The sequence below is a fragment of the Algibacter pectinivorans genome, from assembly GCF_900112595.1.
Lineage (GTDB): Bacteria > Bacteroidota > Bacteroidia > Flavobacteriales > Flavobacteriaceae > Algibacter_B > Algibacter_B pectinivorans.
The window spans coordinates 1-23,737 of sequence record NZ_FOMI01000006.1 but is presented as its reverse complement, the minus strand read 5'-3'; the positions used below and the strand labels follow the sequence as shown (position 1 = coordinate 23,737).

General features: G+C 34.6%; 20 protein-coding genes, 1 tRNA gene and 1 pseudogene. 6 read left to right on the top strand and 16 right to left on the bottom strand.

The annotated features are described in order from the left end of the window. Positions 1–308 precede the first annotated feature (308 nt). The 4 genes from BMY96_RS09910 to BMY96_RS09895 all read right to left on the bottom strand — a co-directional run bounded on the left by BMY96_RS09910 (position 309) and on the right by BMY96_RS09895 (position 6,228). Entirely contained in the window at positions 309–2,978 is a 2,670-nt protein-coding gene (locus BMY96_RS09910; protein ID WP_092851728.1) for a T9SS type A sorting domain-containing protein, read from the bottom strand. Between the two features lie 193 nt (positions 2,979–3,171). Then, positions 3,172–4,755 (bottom strand): helix-turn-helix transcriptional regulator, encoded by a 1,584-nt coding sequence (locus tag BMY96_RS09905; RefSeq protein ID WP_092851726.1) that lies wholly within the window; start codon positions 4,753–4,755, stop codon positions 3,172–3,174. A 97-nt stretch (positions 4,756–4,852) separates the two neighbouring features. Then, on the bottom strand, positions 4,853–5,653 hold the full coding sequence (locus BMY96_RS09900; RefSeq protein ID WP_092851724.1) for a TIGR00266 family protein: 801 nt from the start codon (positions 5,651–5,653) through the stop codon (positions 4,853–4,855). 119 nt (positions 5,654–5,772) lie between these two features. Next, positions 5,773–6,228 (bottom strand): DUF4442 domain-containing protein, encoded by a 456-nt coding sequence (locus tag BMY96_RS09895; protein ID WP_092851722.1) that lies wholly within the window; start codon positions 6,226–6,228, stop codon positions 5,773–5,775. Positions 6,229–6,387: 159 nt separating this feature from the next. On the opposite strand from BMY96_RS09895, the gene BMY96_RS09890 reads away from it, so the two are divergent. The 5 genes from BMY96_RS09890 to BMY96_RS09870 all read left to right on the top strand — a co-directional run bounded on the left by BMY96_RS09890 (position 6,388) and on the right by BMY96_RS09870 (position 11,178). Continuing rightward, the gene (locus BMY96_RS09890; RefSeq protein ID WP_092851720.1) at positions 6,388–6,834 is read left to right on the top strand and encodes a DUF4870 domain-containing protein; all 447 of its coding nucleotides are present in this window, start codon (positions 6,388–6,390) and stop codon (positions 6,832–6,834) included. Between the two features lie 352 nt (positions 6,835–7,186). Further along, positions 7,187–7,528 carry a PadR family transcriptional regulator gene (locus BMY96_RS09885; RefSeq protein WP_092851718.1) on the top strand — a complete coding sequence of 114 codons (342 nt, stop codon included), beginning with the start codon at positions 7,187–7,189 and terminating at the stop codon, positions 7,526–7,528. Beyond that, positions 7,525–9,312, top strand: coding sequence for a PspC domain-containing protein (locus BMY96_RS09880; protein ID WP_092851716.1), 1,788 nt, complete (start codon positions 7,525–7,527; stop codon positions 9,310–9,312). The genes BMY96_RS09885 and BMY96_RS09880 overlap by 4 nt, the downstream gene beginning before the upstream one ends. Positions 9,313–9,465: 153 nt before the next feature. Next, positions 9,466–10,194, top strand: coding sequence for a head GIN domain-containing protein (locus BMY96_RS09875; protein ID WP_092851713.1), 729 nt, complete (start codon positions 9,466–9,468; stop codon positions 10,192–10,194). Positions 10,195–10,341: 147 nt separating this feature from the next. After that, positions 10,342–11,178 (top strand): GIN domain-containing protein, encoded by an 837-nt coding sequence (locus BMY96_RS09870; protein ID WP_092851711.1) that lies wholly within the window; start codon positions 10,342–10,344, stop codon positions 11,176–11,178. 225 nt (positions 11,179–11,403) lie between these two features. Here BMY96_RS09870 and BMY96_RS09865 read toward each other — a convergent pair. From BMY96_RS09865 to BMY96_RS09815, 11 genes are all read right to left on the bottom strand, one after another. Next, positions 11,404–11,478: transfer RNA gene (locus BMY96_RS09865), tRNA-Pro, on the bottom strand. A 99-nt stretch (positions 11,479–11,577) separates the two neighbouring features. After that, a complete protein-coding gene (gene trxB, locus BMY96_RS09860; protein ID WP_092851710.1) occupies positions 11,578–12,558 on the bottom strand; it encodes a thioredoxin-disulfide reductase in 981 nt (326 codons plus the stop codon). Positions 12,559–12,797: 239 nt separating this feature from the next. Continuing rightward, a complete protein-coding gene (locus tag BMY96_RS09855) occupies positions 12,798–14,102 on the bottom strand; it encodes a TRAP transporter large permease (RefSeq protein WP_092851708.1) in 1,305 nt (434 codons plus the stop codon). Between the two features lie 2 nt (positions 14,103–14,104). Further along, positions 14,105–14,596 (bottom strand): TRAP transporter small permease, encoded by a 492-nt coding sequence (locus tag BMY96_RS09850; protein WP_092851706.1) that lies wholly within the window; start codon positions 14,594–14,596, stop codon positions 14,105–14,107. A gap of 2 nt (positions 14,597–14,598) precedes the next feature. Further along, the gene (locus tag BMY96_RS09845; RefSeq protein WP_245750594.1) at positions 14,599–15,495 is read right to left on the bottom strand and encodes a TRAP transporter substrate-binding protein; all 897 of its coding nucleotides are present in this window, start codon (positions 15,493–15,495) and stop codon (positions 14,599–14,601) included. A gap of 124 nt (positions 15,496–15,619) precedes the next feature. After that, positions 15,620–17,026 carry a glucuronate isomerase gene (gene uxaC, locus BMY96_RS09840; protein ID WP_092851702.1) on the bottom strand — a complete coding sequence of 469 codons (1,407 nt, stop codon included), beginning with the start codon at positions 17,024–17,026 and terminating at the stop codon, positions 15,620–15,622. A 9-nt stretch (positions 17,027–17,035) separates the two neighbouring features. Further along, complete coding sequence (locus BMY96_RS09835) at positions 17,036–18,217, bottom strand: BT3233 family polysaccharide utilization protein (protein ID WP_092852062.1); 1,182 nt, start codon at positions 18,215–18,217, stop codon at positions 17,036–17,038. Between the two features lie 91 nt (positions 18,218–18,308). Beyond that, positions 18,309–19,103, bottom strand: a complete 795-nt coding sequence (locus BMY96_RS09830) for a gluconate 5-dehydrogenase (protein ID WP_092851700.1) — start codon at positions 19,101–19,103, stop codon at positions 18,309–18,311. 3 nt (positions 19,104–19,106) lie between these two features. Next, the gene (gene kduI / locus BMY96_RS09825) at positions 19,107–19,949 is read right to left on the bottom strand and encodes a 5-dehydro-4-deoxy-D-glucuronate isomerase (protein ID WP_092851698.1); all 843 of its coding nucleotides are present in this window, start codon (positions 19,947–19,949) and stop codon (positions 19,107–19,109) included. A gap of 20 nt (positions 19,950–19,969) precedes the next feature. Continuing rightward, positions 19,970–21,145 carry a mannonate dehydratase gene (gene uxuA, locus BMY96_RS09820; RefSeq protein WP_092851696.1) on the bottom strand — a complete coding sequence of 392 codons (1,176 nt, stop codon included), beginning with the start codon at positions 21,143–21,145 and terminating at the stop codon, positions 19,970–19,972. Between the two features lie 18 nt (positions 21,146–21,163). Next, positions 21,164–21,994 carry an SDR family oxidoreductase gene (locus BMY96_RS09815; protein ID WP_349267210.1) on the bottom strand — a complete coding sequence of 277 codons (831 nt, stop codon included), beginning with the start codon at positions 21,992–21,994 and terminating at the stop codon, positions 21,164–21,166. 186 nt (positions 21,995–22,180) lie between these two features. Here BMY96_RS09815 and BMY96_RS09810 point away from each other — a divergent pair, with 186 nt between their 5' ends. Beyond that, the gene (locus tag BMY96_RS09810; protein ID WP_092851692.1) at positions 22,181–23,251 is read left to right on the top strand and encodes a substrate-binding domain-containing protein; all 1,071 of its coding nucleotides are present in this window, start codon (positions 22,181–22,183) and stop codon (positions 23,249–23,251) included. Between the two features lie 137 nt (positions 23,252–23,388). Here the strand turns inward: BMY96_RS09810 and BMY96_RS09805 are convergent. Next, positions 23,389–23,737: pseudogene (locus BMY96_RS09805) on the bottom strand (xylose isomerase); the annotation flags it as partial.

Genomic DNA, 23,737 nt, shown 5'->3' with positions numbered 1-23,737 from the left:
TCTTTACTGGGTTTTTAGGTTAAAATGATAGGTAAATTTGTTTTATAGGCTATATTTTTTTGATGTCTAAATTTACTAAAAAAATAATCAAATTCTATAATTTTAAGTAATATTAACATAAATACCATGCAAACTTTACATTAAGTTCTAAAACACAATAAACGCTTAAACTAAAACATTAGTCTAGATAAGTGATTAGCTTTATTATAAAAATCCTGCATAGCGAACTATACAGGATTGGTTTAATGAGGAAAAAGCTATTAATCAAATTCAATTAAACCCTATTACCGCTTAATTCAATTTGCTTTCTACTCAATTATTATTTTCTGACTGTACACTTTATTCTCATTTTTCACCTTTATAAAATAGAATCCACTAGTGTTATTTTTTAGGTCGATAACAGTATTGTTACGGTCAATTGTTCCAGAAGATACCTTTTGGCCAATGTTGTTATAAATTTCGAAATCGAATTTTGAGTTTGGGTTGTTCAACTTCACATTTACAAACCCTTGTTTTACAGGATTTGGATGAAACCTGGGGGCTTCAGAAGCTAACATAGTGTTTTCATTAACTTCTAAAGTAGTAAAGTCTATAGTTGTTTCCCATGAACCTCTACCATAAGTAGCAGCTCTTAACTTTGCGCTTGTAGGCGATGTGTAAAACACCTCTAAATCTTGAACTGCGTTTCTAGGTAAGTTGGTGGCTTCTTCTGTCCACGCCGTTTGAGAATCATCAATATAATACACTCCAATATCGGCTCCTATAAACACCCCATTTTGGGTACTATTTTTAAGATGTACAATAGTATTTATAGGTAAGTTTGGCAGTGTACTAGAGTAAACATCTGTCCATGAGGTTCCGCCATTATTTGTTTTAAATACTTTACTAGACGCGTTATATCCAGAAAACACAACCCATACCTCGTTAGGGTTAGCATTGGATATAGCTAAGTTTTTTAGTGATGCCGCCCCAACAGGTAAAGTACCTGTTACATCTGTCCAGTTCACTCCAGCATCTGTAGATTTTGAAAGTTTATTTTCTGTAATGGCATACATAACTTTATTATTGCTTGGTGCAATTTCAAAACGTAAAATATTTTTACCAGCAGCAGGCGTGCCTAAGGCCGTCCAATTTGGAGCCGAATCGCCATTTGGTTTAGTTAGCATATCGGTACTTTTATATAATGCTGGTCTTCCGCCTAAATAAACCCAATCTGCTTCAACTGGATCTTGATGAATGGGGCTAAACCACTCGCCATTTGTTGATGGAAAATACGATACCACACCATAACTTGTGCGGTAAAACTGCCCATTTGTTGTAGATGAAATAATGATATTATCATCCGTACGATCTATAAAACCATCTTCACCATCACCACCACTTAAAACAGACCACATACCTGCGCTAGTTGCCATAATAGAGCCTATATCTTGTAAACCTGCAAAATATTTATTTGGGTCTGTAGCAGAAAGTGCAATATTTGTTTGCTGACCAACTGCTATGTTATTGGTAATATCTTCCCATGCCGATTGTCCGTTTGAAATCCCTTTTGATATTCCTCCATCGCAAGTTGTATATAAAGTAGTATCATCGTGCGGAGAATACGCAATATATTGAATATCTGCATGGATATATGGTTTCGTTTCAGTTGATGGGTATTGAGACCCAGGGTAACCATCTTTTACACCCAACCAATACGTTATTCTTTCCCAACTGGTGCCACCATTTGTAGATTGCCACTGGTTTATACCACCTATGGTTACTAAGTTGGCATCCAATGGAGATACTGCAATTGCCAAATCATGGTCTGCTTGTCCGCCATTCCAACCTGGAGTTGGTGCTGAAGGTGGATTATCACTAGCATGTAAAATATTAGGAGTTGTAGCTGTTGTGTGGTACACCAATGAAAAATTAGATCCACTATCGGTCGATTTATAAACACCCCTTAAGCCACGTTCTAGGTTTCCTGCAATGGCGTAAACCACATTTACGTTTGCAGCCGATACAGCCATTTCAATTCGACTTACATCGGTTGTTGGAATACCCGAAGCAATACTCCAGGTTACACCATTATCGGTCGATTTATAAATATAACCTTCGGAATCGTTATAAACGCTAGCCGCATAAACGGTATTGGAATTTCCAACGGCTGCTCCTGGTTTAAATTCAATATCATAAAACGCTTCTACATTAGTGGTTAATGTATGGGTTGCCCACCCATCGGTAGTTCTATATACACCACCATCGGTTGCTACCATCATGGTATTTGGTGTATTGGGGTCCATAACAATTTTTGTAATTCTGTAATTATCGGCCGCAGTCCAAGTTAAGCCTGTAGGATTCCATGTAGCACCACCATCTGTGGTTTTTAGTACACCTATACTTCTTCTATCTCCACCTCTATCTCCTGTTGCTAAATACATGGTAGATGTGTTTGTTGGGTGTATTACCAACCCAGAACAACCTATAACACTTAAAAAATCGGTATTCGTTGTCCAGTTATTACCGCCATCTGTAGTTTTCCATAAGCCACCATCTGGAGCGCCAACATAAAACGTGGAGGCATCTATAGGGTCGAAGGTTATAAATGATAATCTACCAGAACCTGTATCGTAGCCCGACGCTACCGAATTACCATTTAAAGTAGACCAGCTTGAAGCATTAGACTTCGCACTTGTTTTGTTTAAAGCTTTATTTTTTTGCGACCATTCTATGTAATTAGCATAGTTGGATGAAAGTAATGACAAATCCCCCGATGGATACACCTTATCGGCTACCTTTTTCTCCCAACGTTTAAAAATATTATAACCTTGTCCTTTTGCTGGCGTTTTGTTTTCCCAGTATTTGTTAAATTTTGCTTGAACATTGTAAAAAGTTTCCTTTTTACTCGTTCCTTTTTTACTCCAGCTTTTATCGTTTTGCCCAAAAGATAAAACAGAGAAAAACACCGTAAATAAAATTGCGTAGATTTTTTTCATTTTTTATTTAATTAAATTTAAGATAGATTATTGTGCTATTTCTGCATCAACTAAACTAGGTTTAGAGTAGCGGTTTTTACAACACAACAAATATCAAAAACCTTATAAAACAAGTGCTATAAAACACTACACACCCACTACACACATTAAGTTTAAAGGTGAAAAATTAAATGTGGCTAATAAAAAGCTTAGGTTATATGTTTTTAAATTCGTTTTGAAGAAAATCTACCAAAGTGTATTCGGTTTCCTGAAGATTCATTTTTTTAGAAATACGATAACGCTTACCTTCAACGGCACGCGTAGTGGATTTTAAAAACACAGCGATCTCTTTACTTTTAAAACCTACAAATAAATAATAGCATATTATAATTTCGGAATCTACTAATTGAGGATAATTCTTTTTAATTTTTGTAAAAAACTCAATATTAAGTTCATTTACCAATTTTAAATGATCCTCGTTTTTATCCAAAAGAAGTGGCGCATTAACATGTAAGTTTTTAAATAACTCCTTGACTTTATATTGCTGGTTTTGACCTCCATCAATAGAAGAAATAGTCTTAATTTCCTTTTTTACATCGCTTATATATTCTTCCAAACCATGAACTTTTAATTTAAGCTTTTCATGATTGGATTTTAAATAACTAAACTCGTCCTTATTTTTTGCATAACTATCCTCCATTTTTAAGGCGCGTTTATGTTTAATAATATAAAAAAACAATACGACTAGCACAACAATGATTAAAACTATAATCCATAGTTTATTAATGTTTTTCCACTTGCGCTCTTTACCTAATTCAGTTTCAGCTTGCATTAATGAATCGCCAATAAGCAAGCTGGCATTCATCGTTTTTTTCAACACCTCATTTTCTAAAATTCTTAAAGAATCTACATAGCTATTTTTAGCCTTAAAGTCTCCTTTATAATCGTAATAATCAATATATAGGTTATAATAATTTCTTTTATCATTATCGTTCATTCCATCTCTAACCTCATCAGATTTAGACAAGTAAAACAATGTTGAATCGATAGCCTTTTTACTAAAATGAAATTCACCTAAGCTGCCATATGCTGTTGCTAAATGCCGTTTATGCAAATTAGGTTGAATAGTAGGATTATCTTTTAAGGCCTTTAAGCTTTTAAAGTGTTTATGTGCAGCATTTAAATTATTTAAATCTAGATAATTGGTAGTTAATAAAAATAAAGCATACATATGGTAGTAAGCATCATCTTTAATACTTTTATAACGTTCTAAATTATTTAATAATATCGCATTACTTTGGGTATATTTTTTTTCTCCTAGAGCTTCTAGCGCTTTCATTTGGGTAACTTCAACAATCCCAGGCTCGTTATTGGCAAGTTTATAAAACTTTTCGGCTTTTGCTAGATACTTATATGCACTAGTATCTTTTTTTACGATATAAGAGTTATAAAAAAGCTCTAATGAAGCCCAACCTGCCACATCATAATTTTTTTCAAGCTCTGCATATTTTAATGCCAAAATGCTATTTTGATACCGTTTTACGGTTTCGTTATTTTTATCGTTAATTAAAACTTTTAGCTCGTAATAACAGGCAAGATGCCCTTTAATGTTTTGGTTTAGGGGTAGCGCAATTGAATCTAAAAATAAAGCTGCTTTATTAGGGTTTTTATCGATTATATTATTTGCCGAATCAATATATTTTAAATTTGGACCCTCATGATTATTTTGAGAAATACCAGGAATACCAAATAAATAAACGGATAAAAATAATAGGTTAAATAGGAATTTTAAACGCAAGGTCTTAGGGTTAAGGTATAAATATAATACATGCTAAAATATAAAAAGACTGCATCAAATGGTGCAGCCTTTAACAAAAATCTTATTTTTTATAAGTTTAAAATCTATTATCGCCATCAAGCAAATCACCAAGACCTCCAAGCACACTTCCTTCGCCTTTACTCTTTCCTCCTGCTCTAGGTGCCGATGCCAACACACGACCCGCCAACCTACTAAACGGTAAGGATTGAATATATACGGTACCAGGACCTTGAAGTTTAGCAAAAAACAAACCTTCGCCTCCAAAAACGGTGTTTTTAATACCTCCAATAAACTCGATATCGTAATCTACCGTTTGATCGAAACCTACAATGCAGCCAGTATCTACACGTAATATTTCGCCTGCTTTAAGTTCTTTCATAGCCATGGTACCACCAGCATGAACAAATGCCATACCATCGCCTTCTAATTTTTGCATAATAAAGCCTTCGCCTCCAAAAAGTCCTCGTCCTAGTTTTTTAGAAAACTCAATACCTACGCTTACCCCCTTAGCAGCACATAAAAAGGCATCTTTTTGACAAATAAATTTGCCGCCAAAACGCGATAAATCTATTGGGATTATTTTTCCTGGATATGGTGATGCAAAGGATACATTACGTTTACCGACTAAATCGTTATAAAAAGCTGTCATAAACAAACTTTCTCCTGTTAAAATTCGTTTTCCGGCACCTAATATTTTACCTAAAAACCCTGTATCGTTTTGCGAACCATCGCCAAAAATGGTTTCCATTTTAATACCATCGTCCATCATCATAAAACTTCCAGCTTCGGCTACAACGCCTTCTTGTGGGTCCAGTTCAATTTCTACGTATTGCATTTCTTCGCCGTAGATGCGATAGTCTATTTCGTGTGAAGTCATTTTGTTAGGTTTTTTTGTTGATTCGCTTATATGTTGATTTGTTTTGGGTTTTGTTACAATTTTTATTTACTATTTATTGTTTAGTTGTAAATCAACTTTACGACTTTACGGCAAACGACTTAACTCTTTAATTTTACACTCCACTCAAAACCAAAGGTTGATACCACTACACCTTCTTCGTTAACACCAACAGATTCCATCCAAAGGGTTTGTCCTTCGCCAGTTTCTATCGCTTTTTTTAATACGTCGTCTACAGCCTTACCATCTGTACAAGTAAATGTTATTTTACCTAATGCTTTTTTAGTAAATGTGGCTTTATTGGATGTTACTAACATAGAAATGCGTTTACCAGAGTCTTGAATTTTACTTATCATTATTGCACCAGTAGAAAACTCAGCTGCCATACCTTGTACAGCCCAAAACATAGACTTAAATGGGTTTTGGTTTATCCATTTAAATTTAACACCTACTATACATTTTTCGGTATCTATATGTCTTGTTCTTACGCCACAAAGGTATGCCGATGGCAGCTTGAACATGGTGTAAGTATTTAATTTCTTTGGTGTTAATGCCATTATTTTAGTTTTAAATTTTTACGAAGTTATGAAAATAAATGGCATCTATAAATGTTAATGTTATGTTAATTTTTAGTACTATGCGTAACAAAGTACCTTCTTTTAGATATATATTTGCATAAGAAACTATTATATGTTTTAAATCAATCGAAAAAAATCATGTTAGACAATCATCAAAAAAACATAGCCACTATTATTCATTTATCTACGTTTAGTAGGTTCTTTATTCCGTTTGGGAATTTTATTGGCCCTATTCTTTTATGGAGTGTGAATAAGGACAAATCGGAATTTATAGATAGAAACGGGAAAGCGGTTATTAATTTTCAGTTAAGCGTGTTTTTGTACGCTATTATTTTAGGCACCTTAACCATTCCGTTTTTTGTTTTTAAAATTTTTAGTGGTATCGATTTTATAGATTTTAGTGCCTTTGAGAGTTTCCGTATTACTATTGGTAAGCCTTCGCCTCTACTATACATTGGTGGCGCTTTAGGTGCTCTAGCAGTAATTGGTTTTATTATTGAATTGGCCTTAATAATTGTAGCTAGCTTAAAGGCTAGAGATGGCGAGGTGTATAAATACCCGTTTACTATTAATTTTTTAAAATAACACACCCCTTAACCCCCTCTTTTTAGAGGGGAAACTGAAACCTTAAAAAGAAAACCATGAATACAACAGAGCAGCCAAAACTACGGACTAACCCGCGTTAGGGATTGCAGTGGAAAGCCCACAGCCCGACGCAGGAGGTGCGAGGACTTGTAACGGAAAGCCCGACCCCCTGTCCTGAGCGTAGTCGAAGGGTGTGGTAACCTGCCTGCCGGCAGGCAGGCGCCCAAAAGCTCGATACAATTTCGATAAAAATCGAAACTACTCGAAGTGACAAAATAAAATTTCATCAATACACAATCAATCAAATCAATCAAAAAATGAACAGTTTCACAACATTAAAACGCCTTAGAACATGAAGATAGAAAACACAAAAGCACAAATGCGTAAAGGGGTTTTGGAATTCTGCATACTATCGGTCTTAAAAGACGACGATGCTTATGTAGCAGAAATTTTAAGCACCTTAAAAGATGCCAAGTTGCTGGTGGTTGAAGGGACCATTTACCCTTTGCTTACCCGACTTAAAAACGCAGGACTTTTAAATTACAGATGGGAAGAATCGACCTCTGGACCACCAAGAAAGTATTACGGTTTAACCGAAACCGGAAAATTATTTTTAAAGGAACTAGATACCACTTGGAGTGAATTACACAACGCAGTAACTATAGTAACAAGCCAAAAAACACCAAAGAAATGAATAAAACAGTCAACATAAATTTAGCAGGTATATTTTTTCATATAGATGAAGATGCGTACTTAAAATTGCAACGCTATCTGGAGGCTATAAAACGTTCGTTTACGGACACGCAAGGGCGGTCTGAAATTATAGCCGATATTGAAGCGCGTATTGCCGAACTTTTTAATGAGCGTGTGCAAAACGACAAGCAAGTTATTAGAATTACCGAGGTAGATGAAGTGATTTCGGTAATGGGACAACCTGAAGATTACTTGGTGGACGACGAGATTTTTGAGGATGAGCCACAGGCCAGTTACAGAACAAAATCTGCCACTTCTAGAAAGCTTTTTAGAGATACAGACAACTCTTATGTGGGTGGCGTATCGTCTGGGTTATCGCACTATTTTGGTGTTGATGCTATATGGATTAGATTAGCATGGATCCTTTTAATTTTTGGTGCAGGTACCGGTATTTTACTTTATATTTTACTTTGGATTTTAGTCCCAGAAGCTAAAACTACTGCCGAGAAAATAATGATGACGGGCGAGCCTGTTAACATTAGTAACATTGAAAAAAAAATTAAAGACGGCTTTGAAACCGTAACTGAAACCGTTGGTGATGTGGCCAAAAACGTATCCGACTCGGTATCGAACGCGGCTAAGAATATAGATGTTAAGAAAACAGGGAATTCTATAAAATCGTCTTCTAGATCTTTTTTTGAAACCATAGGCGACATTATTATGTTTTTCTTTAAGGTGTTCTCAAAATTTATTGGCGTGTTGCTAATTATAACTAGTGCTGCCACCTTAATTGCACTTATTGTAGCCTTATTTTCTGTTGGTATTGCCGATGTAATTCATATACCTGGCCTAGACCTTGTAGAAATTGCTAATACCGGTGAAACCCCAATTTGGTTAGTGTCTTTATGTGCCTTTTTTGCCGTTGGAATTCCTTTCTTTTTCTTATTCTATTTAGGACTAAAGATTTTAATAAACAACTTGAAATCCATTGGTAACCTTGCTAAATTTTCGTTACTTGGTTTATGGATTATCTCGATTATAGCACTTATTATTTTTGGTGTAAGACAAGCTAGCGAACATGCCTACGAGGAGAGCTACACCGAAAAAACCGAGCTTCCAATTACCGCAAAAGATACACTTACCATAAAAATGGTGAACAACGATAATTTTAATTCGGATTATGGGCGTCATGATAATTTTAAACTAGCCTATAACGACAATGGTGATAAGGTACTATATTCTGCCGATATTGATATTATTGTAAAATCGACTACAGACTCGTTGGCTAGAGTAGCTATTAGAAAAAAAGCCGATGGTAGAGATTATGATAGCGCTATTGAGCGTGCAAAAAACATTAATTATAATTTCGATTTTAAAAACAACACTTTGTTGCTGGACTCGTACTTAACCACACATCCAGATAATAAATTTAGCGACCAAGAGGTTGATGTTGTGCTTTATTTACCAGAAAGCGCAGTAACATATTTTAATAATAGCGCCAAAGGGCATTTGGATTACCGCACGTATGATGGCAATATAATTTCCAGAGATGATACCAATCATTACATGAAAATTATGTTTGAAGATGCTGAATGTTTAGACTGCCCAGAGGAAAATATTAAAATTAAAGTGAATACACCTAGTGTTAAAATAAATGACGATGGTATTGAAATTCATTCCAACGAAGGCCATTTAAAAATAGATAAAAATGGTATTAAGGCCGAATCTGAGGACGTAAACCTAAACATAAATGCCGAAGGTGTAGAAATAGACGCAGAAGATTAAATATTAAAACAAAAATCCCGATATCATGTTGGGATGAGTTTACCTAACAGTTCATCAATAAAAATCGACAATTCAGATATTTAAGTTTCTAATTAAAGCTATTTAGAAAGATATTTGTACAACAGTTAATCATCAATCAAAAAACGAACCGTCATGACCACATTAATCAAATTCATTGTTGCCACCGTATTAAGTTTAACCCTTTTTTCGTGTAATTTCGATATGAATTACAACACTGGTGTTCGCGGAAACGGAGATATTATATCTCAAGACCGCAGAATTACCGAATCGTTTACCGCCATTAAGGCTACCGAAGGTTTAGATGTTTATGTAACGCAAAACGATATTGAAAGTATAAGCATTGAAGCCGATTCTAACTTACACGACATTATTTTAACCGAGGTTGAAAATGGTGTTTTAAAAATTCATACCCAAGAAAACATAGGTAGAGCCAAAGCCAAAAAAGTACATATAAGCTTTAAAAATATATCGAGCATTACAGCTACTAGTGGTAGCGATGTGTATTCCACAAATACCATACATGTTGAGCGCTTAGATTTAAAAACAACTAGCGGAAGTGATATGACGCTTGATGTAAATACATCGGTTTTAAATTGCAAATCCACCAGCGGCAGTGATTTAAGACTCTCTGGAAAAACGGTTAAATTACTTGCTGAAGCTACCAGCGGAAGCGATATTAAAGCAGCCGATTTAATGGCAGAATCTAGCGAAGTAAAAGCAACTAGTGGCGCAGATATTACCGTAAACACATCAAAAGAATTAACAGCTAGAGCTACAAGTGGTGGCGATATAAACTACTATGGCAACCCAAAAACAGTCAATAAAAGTGATAGTTCGGCAGGCAGTGTAAAACAAAAATAACCAATCAAACCAACCATTGTTTAAACCATCTTGGTCTTTTTTAAAGGATTGAGATGGTTTTTGTTTTATATTTGATAGTGACTTATTTTACCTGTTATTGTCTAATAAGTATAGAGCGCAACAAAAAAACAATTAATTCGTTTAAAAATGAAAAACATTCTTTCCATATTTTTTTTAAGCTTACTATCTATTACCCTTTGTAAAGCGCAAAGTACAGAGAAAGTTAAGGGCAATAGAATTGTAACAATACAACAAACCAATATTGAAGCGTTCCATACTATTATTTTAGATGAAGACTTTGAAGTTGAAATTATTTATGATGCTAACCCATTTGTTGAAATTGAAACAGATGAAAACCTGCATGACTATATTGATTTTAAAGTTATTGATAGTGTACTTACCTTTAATAAAAAAGCACGAATAACATCAAAAAAGAGGCTAAACATTAAAGTCACTTATAATGACGTTTTAAAACACATTGAAACGACTGATGATGCCGAAATACTATCGCTAGCTACAATGGATATTGAAAATGGATCTTTAAAAACAAGAGGTTCATCAAAAGTAGGATTAACTATAGAATCGAATGTTTTTTCGATTGATATGGATGACAAATCTAAAGTGAAGTTAAATTTAACTAGCGAAAACTGTTTACTTTCTATGAGCGGCAACAGCAAGATTGATGCCTTAATTAACACCTCGGTTTTTACAACAAATTTATATCAACGTGCCACAGCAAACATTGAGGGTTCTAGTAAAACAGTTAAAGCAGAACTAGATAATAATACTGCGTTTAACGGAAAAAACTTTACAATAAACACTTGCGAAGTCATTTGTAATATAAGTAGCGATGTACACCTAGAAGTTCTAGACGATATTACTATTGAGGCCTCTGGAGCGAGTTCTATTTATTTATATCAGAATCCTAAAATTATTATTAACAAGCTTGCTGATACATCAAAACTTCAAAAGAAGGTTAAATAAAAGCCATTTATTCTAGAATAAAACAGGCAAAGTATAATTTGCTGCTGCAAGCCCAAAACAAATTCAAAACGCCATTAAAGCTACCATGTCTACTCATCTAAGAAATGCTTCGCACGCCTTGTTACCGCGTCTTAATAATTATTTTCTGGAAAAATAGCTTATAGTCGAAACAAATAATTAGCTACCCTAACTTAAATTAAAAATTAGATAGCTAATACCATTTTGTCGGGATGACAGGATTTGAACCTGCGACCACACGGCCCCCAGCCGTGTACGCTAACCGGACTGCGCCACATCCCGTTTAAAACAATACCAAAGAACGTATTTTTTAAAATAATTACAAAACAAAAAAAGCCGAAGCAAATGCTCCGGCTTAAAATTTTTGCAAACTACTAATAGTTAGTTATAACTAGATGTAGATACCTCGAATGTAGAATCTTTAGCAGCTAAATAACGTTCTGCATCTAAAGCTGCCATACAACCTGTACCGGCTGCTGTAATTGCCTGTCTATACACATGGTCTGCCGCATCACCAGATACAAAAACGCCTTCAACATTTGTTTTAGATGTTCCTGGAGTATTTATAATATATCCCGTTTCATCTAACTCTAAATAGCCTTTAAAAATATCTGTGTTTGGTTTATGGCCAATAGCTACAAAAAACCCTGTAGCTTCAATATCGTGTTTTTCGTTAGTTTTATTATTAACCACACGAACACCTGTTACTACTTGTCCATCACCTAAAACCTCATCGGTTTCAGTGTTAAATAAGATTTCTATATTTTCGGTGTTTTTAACACGAGTCGCCATAATTTTTGAAGCTCTAAACTCATCTCTACGAACTAACATAGTTACCTTTTTACAAAGTTTAGATAAGTAATGGGCTTCTTCACAAGCCGAATCGCCCGCTCCAACAATAACAACTTCTTGGTTTCGGTAAAAGAAGCCATCACATACAGCACATGCTGAAACGCCTCCTCCTAATTTTAAATATTTCTGCTCAGAATCTAATCCTAAATATTTTGCAGATGCTCCGGTTGAAATAATAACCGTATCACAATGAATTTCTTTCTCTTCATTAACCCACACCTTATGCACATCAACAGAAAAATCTACTTTTGTTACCCAGCCATCACGAATATCTGCTTCAAAACGTTGTGCTTGCGCTTGTAATTGCATCATCATTTCCGGACCCGTAACACCTTCTGGATATCCAGGAAAGTTTTCAACCTCATTAGTAGTTGTTAATTGCCCTCCTGGTTGTGTACCTTGGTATAAAACAGGGTTCATATTGGCTCTTGCTGCATAAATTGCGGCTGTATAACCCGCTGGTCCAGAACCTATAATTAAACATTTAACTTTTTCTATTGTATCAGACATAATTCCTATTAATTTTAGTAGTACAAAAGTAGAATTTTTGATTGAAACCTTACAGTTAAGTTATCAACAGTTTCTATAACAACATAACTCTTCATTATTAAAAAATCAACATGCTTCTTATTTTTAATATTCTTTTGTTACCTCTAAAAACAAACAAAATTTAATAGTTTAGCGCTACCTATTAGACCTTTAAACCACATAGTAAGCCTCTATAAAACAAGTTAAACTAAAAAACAGCTTTAAAGTTCAAATAAACCTGGTAAATACATGGATATTGCCGGAATGTAAGTTATAAGTAATAATACTATTACCATGATAAGCAAAAATGGCAATAAAGGCTTAACTACCTGCGTAACGGATACATTAGCAACACCACTACCCACAAAGAGTATCGTTCCCACAGGAGGCGTACATAAACCAATACATAAATTTAATACCAATACAATACCAAAGTGAACAGGATCCATACCTAAAGCCACTACCACAGGTAAGAAAATAGGTGTAAATATTAATACCGCTGGCGTCATATCCATAAAGGTTCCAATAATTAATAATACAATATTTATTACTAAAAATATAACTATTTTATTACTGAATTGCTCCAATAAAAAGCCACTTATAAGCTCAGGAATACCTTCGAAAGAAAACAACCAAGACATCGCCATAGATGTACATATTAAAAACATTACTACAGCTGTTGTTTTAGCACTGGTTAATAATATATCTGGAAAATCCTTTGTACTAACGTCTCCATAAACAAGTGCTAATACTGCAGCATACAACACCGCAATTGCAGACGCTTCGGTTGCTGTAAAAACTCCAGCTACAATACCACCAACAACAATAACCAATAATAAAAGACTAAAAAATGCCTTTCTAAAATAGGTCCATATTAAAGATATAGGTGCACGACTACCCTTAGAAAATTTTCTAGTTATAGCTACAAAAGCTATGTACGCCATAATGGCAAGCCCTAGTAAAATACCTGGTAAATAACCAGCAATAAATAAGGCAGCTACCGAGGCGGTTCCGCCACTAGCCAATGCATATACAATTAAAATATTACTAGGTGGAATTAGCAAACCTGTTGTTGCCGAAGTGATATTAACCGAGGCACTAAATTCTCTTGGATATCCTTCGTCTTCCATTCTATCAGTCATAATACTACCTATGGCAGATGTTGCTGCAATAGCCGAACCCGAAATAGCTCCAAACAACATGGAAGCTAATACATTTACATAAGCTAAACCTCCTGGTAAACTTGCCACTAAAGATTTAGCAAAATTGATAAGGCGATTAGCAATACCACCACGTTTCATAATTTCGCCTGCCAATACAAAAAACGGTATGGCTAATAGTGCGAAACTATCAATACCGGTGGTCATTCGTTGTGCAATAGTGGTTAATCCTGGTAATTTATCAATATTAAGTAGTAAACTTAATGTGGTTGAAATACCAATGCTATAAGCTACCGGTACTTTTAACATTAATAACGTAAAAAAACTTGCAAATAAAACGATAATACTTATTACTTCTACACTCATGTCTATTCGGTTATTTTGTTAGCATTAATTTTTGAAATGTGATACACTGAAAACCACATAATAAGTAAACCACTCATAGGTAAAATAGCATAAATATAACCTAATGGAATCCTTAAAGTTCCTGATAACTGACCTAAATGCAATGTAGTATACACTAAATTAAACCCACCTATTACCATAACTACTAAGGCAAATAGAAAGATACATACTTCTATAAAATACAATGCTTTTTTCCGACCACTTACGGAAAACTTTTGATACAGAAAATCCATTGATAAATGCTGTCTTTTAGCATTAAGGTAGGCTGCTCCTAAAATAGACAACCAAATTAATGAGAATCTTGCGAGCTCCTCTGTAAAGGCAAATGATGTATTTAGAACATATCTAGAAAATACTTGTCCTAAAACATCTAAAACTAACAACCCAAAAATAGCAACTAGGATAATCTCCATGACTCTACATACTTTATTAAAAAGAACATCTACGGCTTTCATAATTACTGATTTTTAATTTTGTTAATTAAATTGTCCATGTTTGGGTGTTCCTTTTGAAAAGCTTCTAAAACAGGTTTAGACTTTTCTTGAAATAAGGATTTCTCCGGAATAATAATTTCTACCCCAGCAGCCTTAGCAACAGCCATAGATTCTTCAACAGATTCACTCCAAAATTTCTTTTGAGCTTGACTCGATATATTGGCCGCTTCTTGTACCCAAACTTTTTCTTCTTCGGTTAAACTTTCCCAATATTTTGTACCAATTAATAATACATCTGGAACCGATGAGTGCTGGTCTAGAGTATAATACTTACTTACCTCATAATGATTTGACGACACAAACGAAGGCGGATTGTTTTCTGCACCATCAACCACACCCTGTTGGATAGCCGTATATAGTTCGCCATAAGCCATAGGCGTTGGCGAACCACCTAAAGAGTTTACCATATTAATAGCCATTTGGTTATTCATGACTCTAATTTTAAGACCTTTTAAATCATCGGGAGTACGTATGGGTTTATTTGAGGTATAAAAGCTTCTGCTTCCTGCATCATAATAACACAAGCCGCGTAACCAAAATTTACTTCCTTTTTCTAAAATAGATTTCCCTACCTCACCTTCTAAAACATCAAATTGGTGTTGCTTATCTCTAAATAAATAAGGAATTCCTAGAATATGATATTCGGGTACAAAATTAGATAAGGTCGCTGCACTCACTTTAGTAACGGCTACGCTTCCAATTTGCAATAACTCGAGCGTTTCTCGTTCGGAACCTAATTGGCCATCTGGAAAAATCTTGATATCCATTTTTCCTCCGGACTTTTCGGCTAGAGCTCTTTTAAACTCTAAGATTCCTTTATGAACTGGGTGCGATTGCGGTAAGGTATGTGCTAGATACATAACTTTTACATCGCTATTCCTCTTACAGCTTGTAAAAAGAAACACCAGTAATAGGCAATAAAACATTCTATTCATCATAATTGTGGTGGTGTTTTTTCAAGTTTAATTTAGTTTAGTTCAGTATTTAAAATTTAAAGTAGTTTACTGCATTATTATAACAAATATCTTGAACCATTTTTCCTAGAAATTCTATGTCGTTTGGCACCAAGCCATTGTTAACATCTTCGGCAAGAAGATTACATAAAATTCGTCTAAAATAATCGTGTCTAGGAAAGGATAAGAAACTTCTACTATCGGTTAACATACCTACAAAACGACTTAATAAGCCCATGTTTGACAAGGTATTAAGCTGTTTTTCCATACCGTCCTTTTGGTCTAAAAACCACCAACCAGAGCCCCATTGCATTTTCCCTGGCGCATCCGAATTTTGAAAGTTCCCCATCATGGTAGCAAACACTTCGTTTTGCGATGGGTTTAAATTATAGGTAATGGTTTTTGCTAATTGATTGGTTGCATTTAGTGTATCGAATAATTTAGACATAAACTCGGCCATTGGAAAATCGCCAATAGAATCTACACCAGCATCTAGTCCAACTTGATCTAGAAGTAATGAATTATTATTTCGAATAGGTCCTAAATGATATTGTTGTATCCAATCGTATTCGTGGTATTTTTTACCTAAGTAAATAAACAAAAACGAACGATATTTATTAACCTCGTTATCGCTTAGGTTACTTCCATTTAATTTTTTAGTAAATATCTTGGAAACTTCGGCTTCATTATAATCTACCATAGTAAGCGCTTCACCTACACCAAAATCGGATAAGCGACACCCATGATTATTAAAAAATTCTATTCGCGTATCTAAAACGCTTAAGAAATCATTTAATGTAGTTATTTTTAAATTGGCACTAGCTTCTAGATTTTGTAAATAGCTTAAAAAGTTATCTTTATTTATAAAAAACAAAGCATCTGCTCTAAAGGTTGGCAATACTTTGGTTGAAATATTATCGTTTTCTGCTATTTGCTTATGATAAGTTAAATTGTCCGTTGGGTCGTCTGTTGTACAAACCACTTCAACCTTCATATCTTCTAATAATTGGGCTGGGGTTTTATTTTCTAGAATGGCATTTGCTTTTTCGTAAATACCATTGGCTGTTTTAGGACTTAAAAGCTCATTAATACCAAAATAGGCCTTTAACTCTAAATGCGTCCAATGAAACAACGGATTCCTTAACGTATAAGGCACTGTTTCTGCCCATTTTAAAAACTTTTCTTTTTCCGAAGTACTAGCACCCGTTATATACTTTTCCTCAATACCATTTGCTCGCATACCACGCCATTTATAATGGTCGCCTTGCAACCAAGCTTTGGTAATGTTGTTTACCGGTAACTCTTCAGCTATATCTTTTGGAGATAGATGATTATGATAATCAATTATTGGTAAATCTTTGGCATAATCATGGTATAGAACTTGAGCAACTTCGGACTGTAATAAAAAATTTTCTGTAATAAAAGGTTTTAAACTCATAACAAATTTCTAGTGTACGGATACTTCTAAAGGGTTATTAATTTTTAAGGTAAAATCTTTAATGTAATTTTCCCAAGATTCTTTTGTAGTAAACTCATTGGCTTCTTTCCATCCAAAACCTGAATAGAAAACAGCTTTTTCTTGGTTTACTTTTATTTGAGCGTATAAATTACTTTGATCTTTTAAACTTGTAACAAAATACTCCGAAGACATCATATTTCCATGAGGCACCACTACCGCAGTACCAAGCTCTGAATCGCCATGAGGCTCCCAATAGGATATCCATCCTTCGTTTACATTTTCTGTTGGCACACCGTCATTTTCATGTAAGGTTAAACCTGAATAAATAGAATTTGTACCACCAACCTCTATTTCGTATTTAGTTAAATTACTACCGTAATCTAAAGAAATGTGTTTCTTTTCAGAAATCATATTTCCGTTAGCATCCCAGTCGGCATAATCTAAAATAAAACTTGTTCTAATTGGTCCTGTTGTAATAGTTTTCCAATTAGTAAAATTTTTAGAAACATAATACGTTGAATCGCTTTTTACCGCTGTTCCTCCAATACCGCGACTTACACCAACATGAAAATTATCTAAACCTTCTGGCGACGGTAAATGATAAGCACCCGGTGCTTTATCGTTTTTAGCATACCACTTATTAATAATGGGATATTCTACTTTTTTTAACCAGCCATCAATACCACTGGATAGTGTTCCTCCTTTGGTGCCGTTCTCAACCATTTTTTGAGCAACTGGACCATAAGTTCTAAAGGCTACTTTATTGTTTTCCCAAGCATAATCATCTGTTCTTTCTGGAACAAATCGAGAATAACAAAACTCGGTTACTTCTTGAGCCGTGGTACCTTTAGCCGAAACTAAATTAAATTGTTTTTCTGATTTAGCTTCTATTTTTGGTTGAAATAAAAGCACATCGGCCTTACCATCTTGATCTTCATCTACAAATTGAGAGACTAAAATAGCTTTAGTTGTTACATCTTGAACCGCTAAGTTATCGAAGCTTTCGCCTTCTTTTAACGTTAAATCTGATTTTTTAATCTCTACCGTTTCATTTGAACGGGACACTTCCAATACATTTTTAACAGTTACCGTATGTCCTGATGCTTCTTCCTTACAGCCTTGAGTTAAAAAAGCCCCAGTTAATAAAGCACAAAATAGTATGTTTTTCATTTGTTTAGTTTTTAATGTTTTACGAGTAAAAGGTAAAGCGCATAACCCAGCTTTTAACTTAATTAAAGGCATGAATTAGGCGCAGTATTTACTAATCTTCGTTTGATGGTTTACCTATTGTTGCCAATATACCGCCATCTACGTATAAAATATGTCCGTTAACAAAATCGCTTGCTTTAGCCGACAAAAATATGGCTGCACCAGCTAAATCGTTAGGATCTCCCCACTTAGCTGCAGGAGTTCTGTTTACTATAAAATCGTTAAAAGGATGACCTTCAACACGAATTGGTGCTGTTTGCGATGTTGCAAAATATCCTGGACCTATACCATTAACCTGGATATTATGTTTTGCCCATTCTGTTGCCATATTTTGGGTTAACATTTTTAGTCCGCCTTTTGCTGCTGCATAAGCCCCAACACTATTTCTACCCAATTCGCTCATCATAGAGCAAATATTAATAACCTTACCTTCTTTTCTAGCAATCATACCTTTTACAACATGCTTAGAAACTATAAACGGACTTACCAAATCGATATCAATAACTTGTTTAAAATCGGCCACTTCCATTTCTATTAATGGTGTACGCTTTATAATACCGGCATTGTTAATTAAGATATCAATTTGACCTACTTCTGCTTCAATTTTTGCAACTGCTGCAATAACCTCGTCTTCATTAGCTACATTAAATTTATAACCAACAGCGTTTATACCTTCTTTTTTATATTCCGCAACAGCGTTATCGATTTTTTCTTGCGAAGAATTACCATTAACGATTACCGTTGCACCTGCTAAACCTAAACCTCTGGCCATAGCCATTCCCAAACCATGGGTACTTCCGGTTACTAAAGCATTTTTTCCTTTTATATCAAATAACGATGTACTCATAGCTTATCTTAATTCGGTTATTTTAGCAACATCCATATCACCATAATCTAAATTCTCTCCTGCCATTCCCCAAATAAAGGTGTAATTTGAAGTTCCTGAACCCGAATGGATAGACCATGGTGGAGAAATTACTGCTTGGTGATTTTGCATCCAGATATGACGCGTTTCTTGAGGCTCGCCCATAAAATGGCAAACAGCCTGATCTTGAGGAATATCTAAATAATAGTAAATTTCCATTCTACGATCGTGTACGTGTGCTGGCATGGTGTTCCAAACACTTCCTGTTTTTAACTCGGTCATTCCCATTTGAAGCTGACAAGTTTCTACTATACCACCAATAATTTGTTGATTTACTGTACGGTGATTAGCTGTTTCTAACGATCCTAATTCTATTTTATTAGCATCTGCTTTACTTACCTTTTTTGTTGGTAAGCTAGTATGTGCTGGCGCTGAGTTTAAATAAAACTTTGCTGGATTATTTTTGTCATTACTTTTAAAGATCACATCTTTTTTTCCGCTACCAATGTATAACGCATCTTTTAAAGTTAATTGAAATTCTTCTCCATCAACTTCAACCGTACCATCGCCACCTACATTAATAACACCTATTTCTCTTCTTTCTAAAAAGTAAGAAGATTTTAAAGGATCTATAGTCTCTAAAGCTATTGGACCTGCAACAGGCACCGCAGAACCTGCCATATATCTATCATAATGTGTGTAAACCAAAACTAATTGATCTTCCTGCATTAAGTTTTCAATTAAAAACTCTTCTCTTAGCTCCTGTGTGTCGTATTTTTTTACTGCTTTTGGACTGGACGCGTAGCGCGTTTCGTAACTTGTTTTCATGATAAGTTGTTGTTTGTTTATTATATAGTTTGCTTTATCCCATATTCTAAACCACGTAGTTCTGCTAATCCTCTTAGCCTACCTATCCCGGAATAACCTGGGTTTGTTTTTTTATTTAAATCATCAAGCATTTGATGACCGTGATCTGGCCTTACAGGAATAGCAATATCTGCATAACCTGACGCTTTGCGTCTTTTTTCTTCTTCTAAAATAGCTTTAACAACGCTATACATATCTACATCGCCATCTAAATGATTTGCCTCGTAAAAATTACCAGCGTCATCGCGCTTAGTGCTTCTTAAGTGCAGGAAATGTGCTCTATCTGCAAAGCGTTTAAAAATTTGAACAAGATTATTATCTTCTCTTACACCTAAAGAGCCTGTACAGAATGTAATACCATTGGCACGGTCTGGAACATTTTCAAATAAATGCGCATAATCGGCCTCTGTACTTACTACTCGTGGCAATCCTAAAATAGGATATGGTGGATCGTCTGGATGAATACACATTAAGACTTGATTTTGAGACGCCACAGGAATAATTTCTTTTAAGAAAGACACCAAATTATTACGCAACGCCGTAGCATCGATATTTTTATAGGTATCTAAAATAGTTTGAAATTGCTCTAACGTATAACCCTCTTCGGCTCCTGGCAAGCCTGCTATAATATTATTTACAAGTTGTTTTTGATCCGCTTCTGAAAGCTTATCAATATAAACCTTTGCTGCCTTTTGTTGCGCTTTAGTATAGCTTTGTTCTGCTCCTGGACGTTTTAGTAAAAAAAGTTCGAAGGCGGCAAAAGCTATAACATCAAAACGTAATGCTTTAGAGCCATCTTCAACTTGAAAACTTAAATCGGTTCGTGTCCAATCTAAAACCGGCATAAAATTATAACACACAATAGTAATACCGCATTGTGCTAAATTTGCTATACTTTGTTTATAGGTTTCAATATATTTTTGAAAATTACCAGAACGTGTTTTAATGTTTTCGTGTACCGGAATACTTTCAACAACACTCCATGTTAATCCAACACCTTCAATTGTGTTTTTTCTTTTTTGAATTTCATCAATTGTCCAAACCTCGCCGTTGGGAATATGATGTAATGCAGAAACAACACCTGTTGCACCTGACTGTTTTATATCTGATAAGGATACGGGATCATTTGGTCCGTACCATCTCCATGTCTGTTCCATAAAAAAAAATTAAAAATATTAAACGCCGCTATAAGCACTAAATCCGCCATCAATTGGCACTACAACTCCCGTTACAAAGGCCGACCCTTCGCCACATAACCATAATGTCGTTCCTACTAGGTCTTCAGGCTCGCCAAACTTACCCATAGGCGTTTGGTCTATAATTTGATTTCCGCGCGGTGTTAAACTACCATCGCTTTCGGTTAATAAGCTTCTGTTTTGGTCGGTTAAGAAAAACCCAGGGGCCAATGCATTTACACGAATACCCACTTTACTAAAATGTACAGCTAACCATTGTGTAAAATTAGAAACCGCCGCTTTTGCACCACTGTATGCCGGTATTTTTGTTAATGGCGTAAAGGCATTCATAGACGAGATATTTAAAATACTACATCCTTTTTTGCCTACCATATCTTTAGCAAAAATTTGCGTTGGTAATAGTGTACCAATAAAATTTAAATTAAATACGAATTGAATTCCGGAAGGATCTAAATCAAAAAAAGTTTTAAAACCTTCGGTAGTATCCTCAAGATCTTTAGCTAATAAGTGCGGGTTACTTGTTGTACCCAAAGGATGGTTACCTCCTGCTCCATTAACTAAAATATCGCAAGCCCCCAATTTATTATTAACTTCTGTTTTAGCCAACTCTAAAGACTCCTTTTCTAAAACATTAGCAGCAACTCCAATAGCAGTTCCGCCAGCGTTATTAATTTCGTTAGCAACTTCATCTGCTGCTTCTTTTCTTAAATCTAAAACTGCAATTTTGTGTCCTTCTTTAGCTAAAGCTTTGGCCAAAGTACTACATAAAACACCTCCTGCACCTGTTAAAACTACTACTTTACTCATTATTTTCTTGTATTTATTAAAGCTTTACAACGTAAAAACCTAATTGTTTTCGTGTACGCACACACAAATATAACAAAAAAATAGTGTGCGCACACAAAATATTAAATTTTATACCTAAATTGCTTAAAATTACAAAACGTTATTATTCAATTTTGTAATTGAAAAAGTAGAGCCATTAATATTTTTTATATGATTACAATTAAAGATATCGCCAAAGAAGCCCAAGTATCTGAAGGGACGGTAGACAGAGTGTTACACAATCGAGGTGGAGTATCTAAAAAAACAGAAGCTAGAATTAAAAAAATATTAAAGCATCATAACTTTACCGTAAATCCCATTGCAAGTGCACTAGCAATGAAAAACAAATATGTTATTGCTACTTTAATTCCTGAACATAATGATTTAGATTTATTTTGGAAGTCTCCTCATTTAGGTATTTTAAAAGGCGCAGAAGATGTAAAAAGTTTTGGTGTTCAAGTCACTAATTTTGGCTACAATCAATACGACCCAAACTCGTATTTAAACACTTTTAATGCCTTACTTGAAACTAACCCAACTGCTGTAATAATGGTTCCTAATTTTTCGACAGAAACCAAAAAGATTGTAAATCAATTAGAATCCCTTAACATCCCGTATCTTTTTGTTAACATAGATATTGACGGTTTTAACAATATTGCGTTTGTGGGACAAGACTCCTATAAAGCTGGCTATATTGCCGGTAAACTTATGCATTTAAGCTTACCCAAACCCGATGCATTTTTAATTATACAGGCCAGACATAATATTACAAAAAACAACGCAGTATCTAATAGAATTAAGGGCTTTAATGATTTTTTTATTAAAAACAATTTAAACTCCACAACTCAAACTTTAAAAATTGAGAACTTAGATAGCTCTAACGAAACCAGAGAAAAAATTAACTCATATTTAAAAAGACACCCCGAAATCAAAGGTGTTTTTGTTCCTTCGAGTAGAATTTATATTGTGGTAGATTGTATGGAACAAGACTATTTAAACCAATTAGAATGTATTGGCTTTGATAATACACCGCAAAACATAGCATGCTTACAACATGATAAGGTATCCTTTTTAATATCTCAAAAACCTTTTGATCAAGGTTATGAAGCTATACGACTTTTAACGGAGTACTTGCTTAAAAATGAAATTTTGAACCCTAAACATTATGTTCCTATTGATATACTAATTAAGGAAAACGTAAAGTACAACGAACGACATGAGTTTAATATCGTTGATAAATAGTATAAAGTCTTATAACACCGAACTAGACTCAATTAGTACCGATAAACAATCTTTTTTTATCTGATTAGATAAAAAAAAAGGCCTCTTCAAAAATTAGTTTTTGAAGAGGCTTAAAATTTATATACTAATTTGTACGATTAAATATACTGATTAATAATATTCTCGAACAACTCTTGTTTACCACTTTGTAGTTTTAACTCGCCATTTTCCTGAGCTAGTTTGTACAAGTCTTGTAAACCTAATTTTCCGTTTTCGAAATCTTTTCCTTTTCCTGAATCGAATGAGCTGTAGCGTTCTGTTCTTAATGTATCGTAAGGAGAATTTGTTATAATTTTATCGGCAATTAATAAAGCTCTAGCAAAAGTATCTGCTCCACCAATGTGTGCGTAGAAAACATCCTCCATATCGGTTGAGTTTCTTCTAATTTTAGCATCAAAATTAACACCTCCACCTTGTAAACCTCCGGCTTTTAGAAATACTAACATA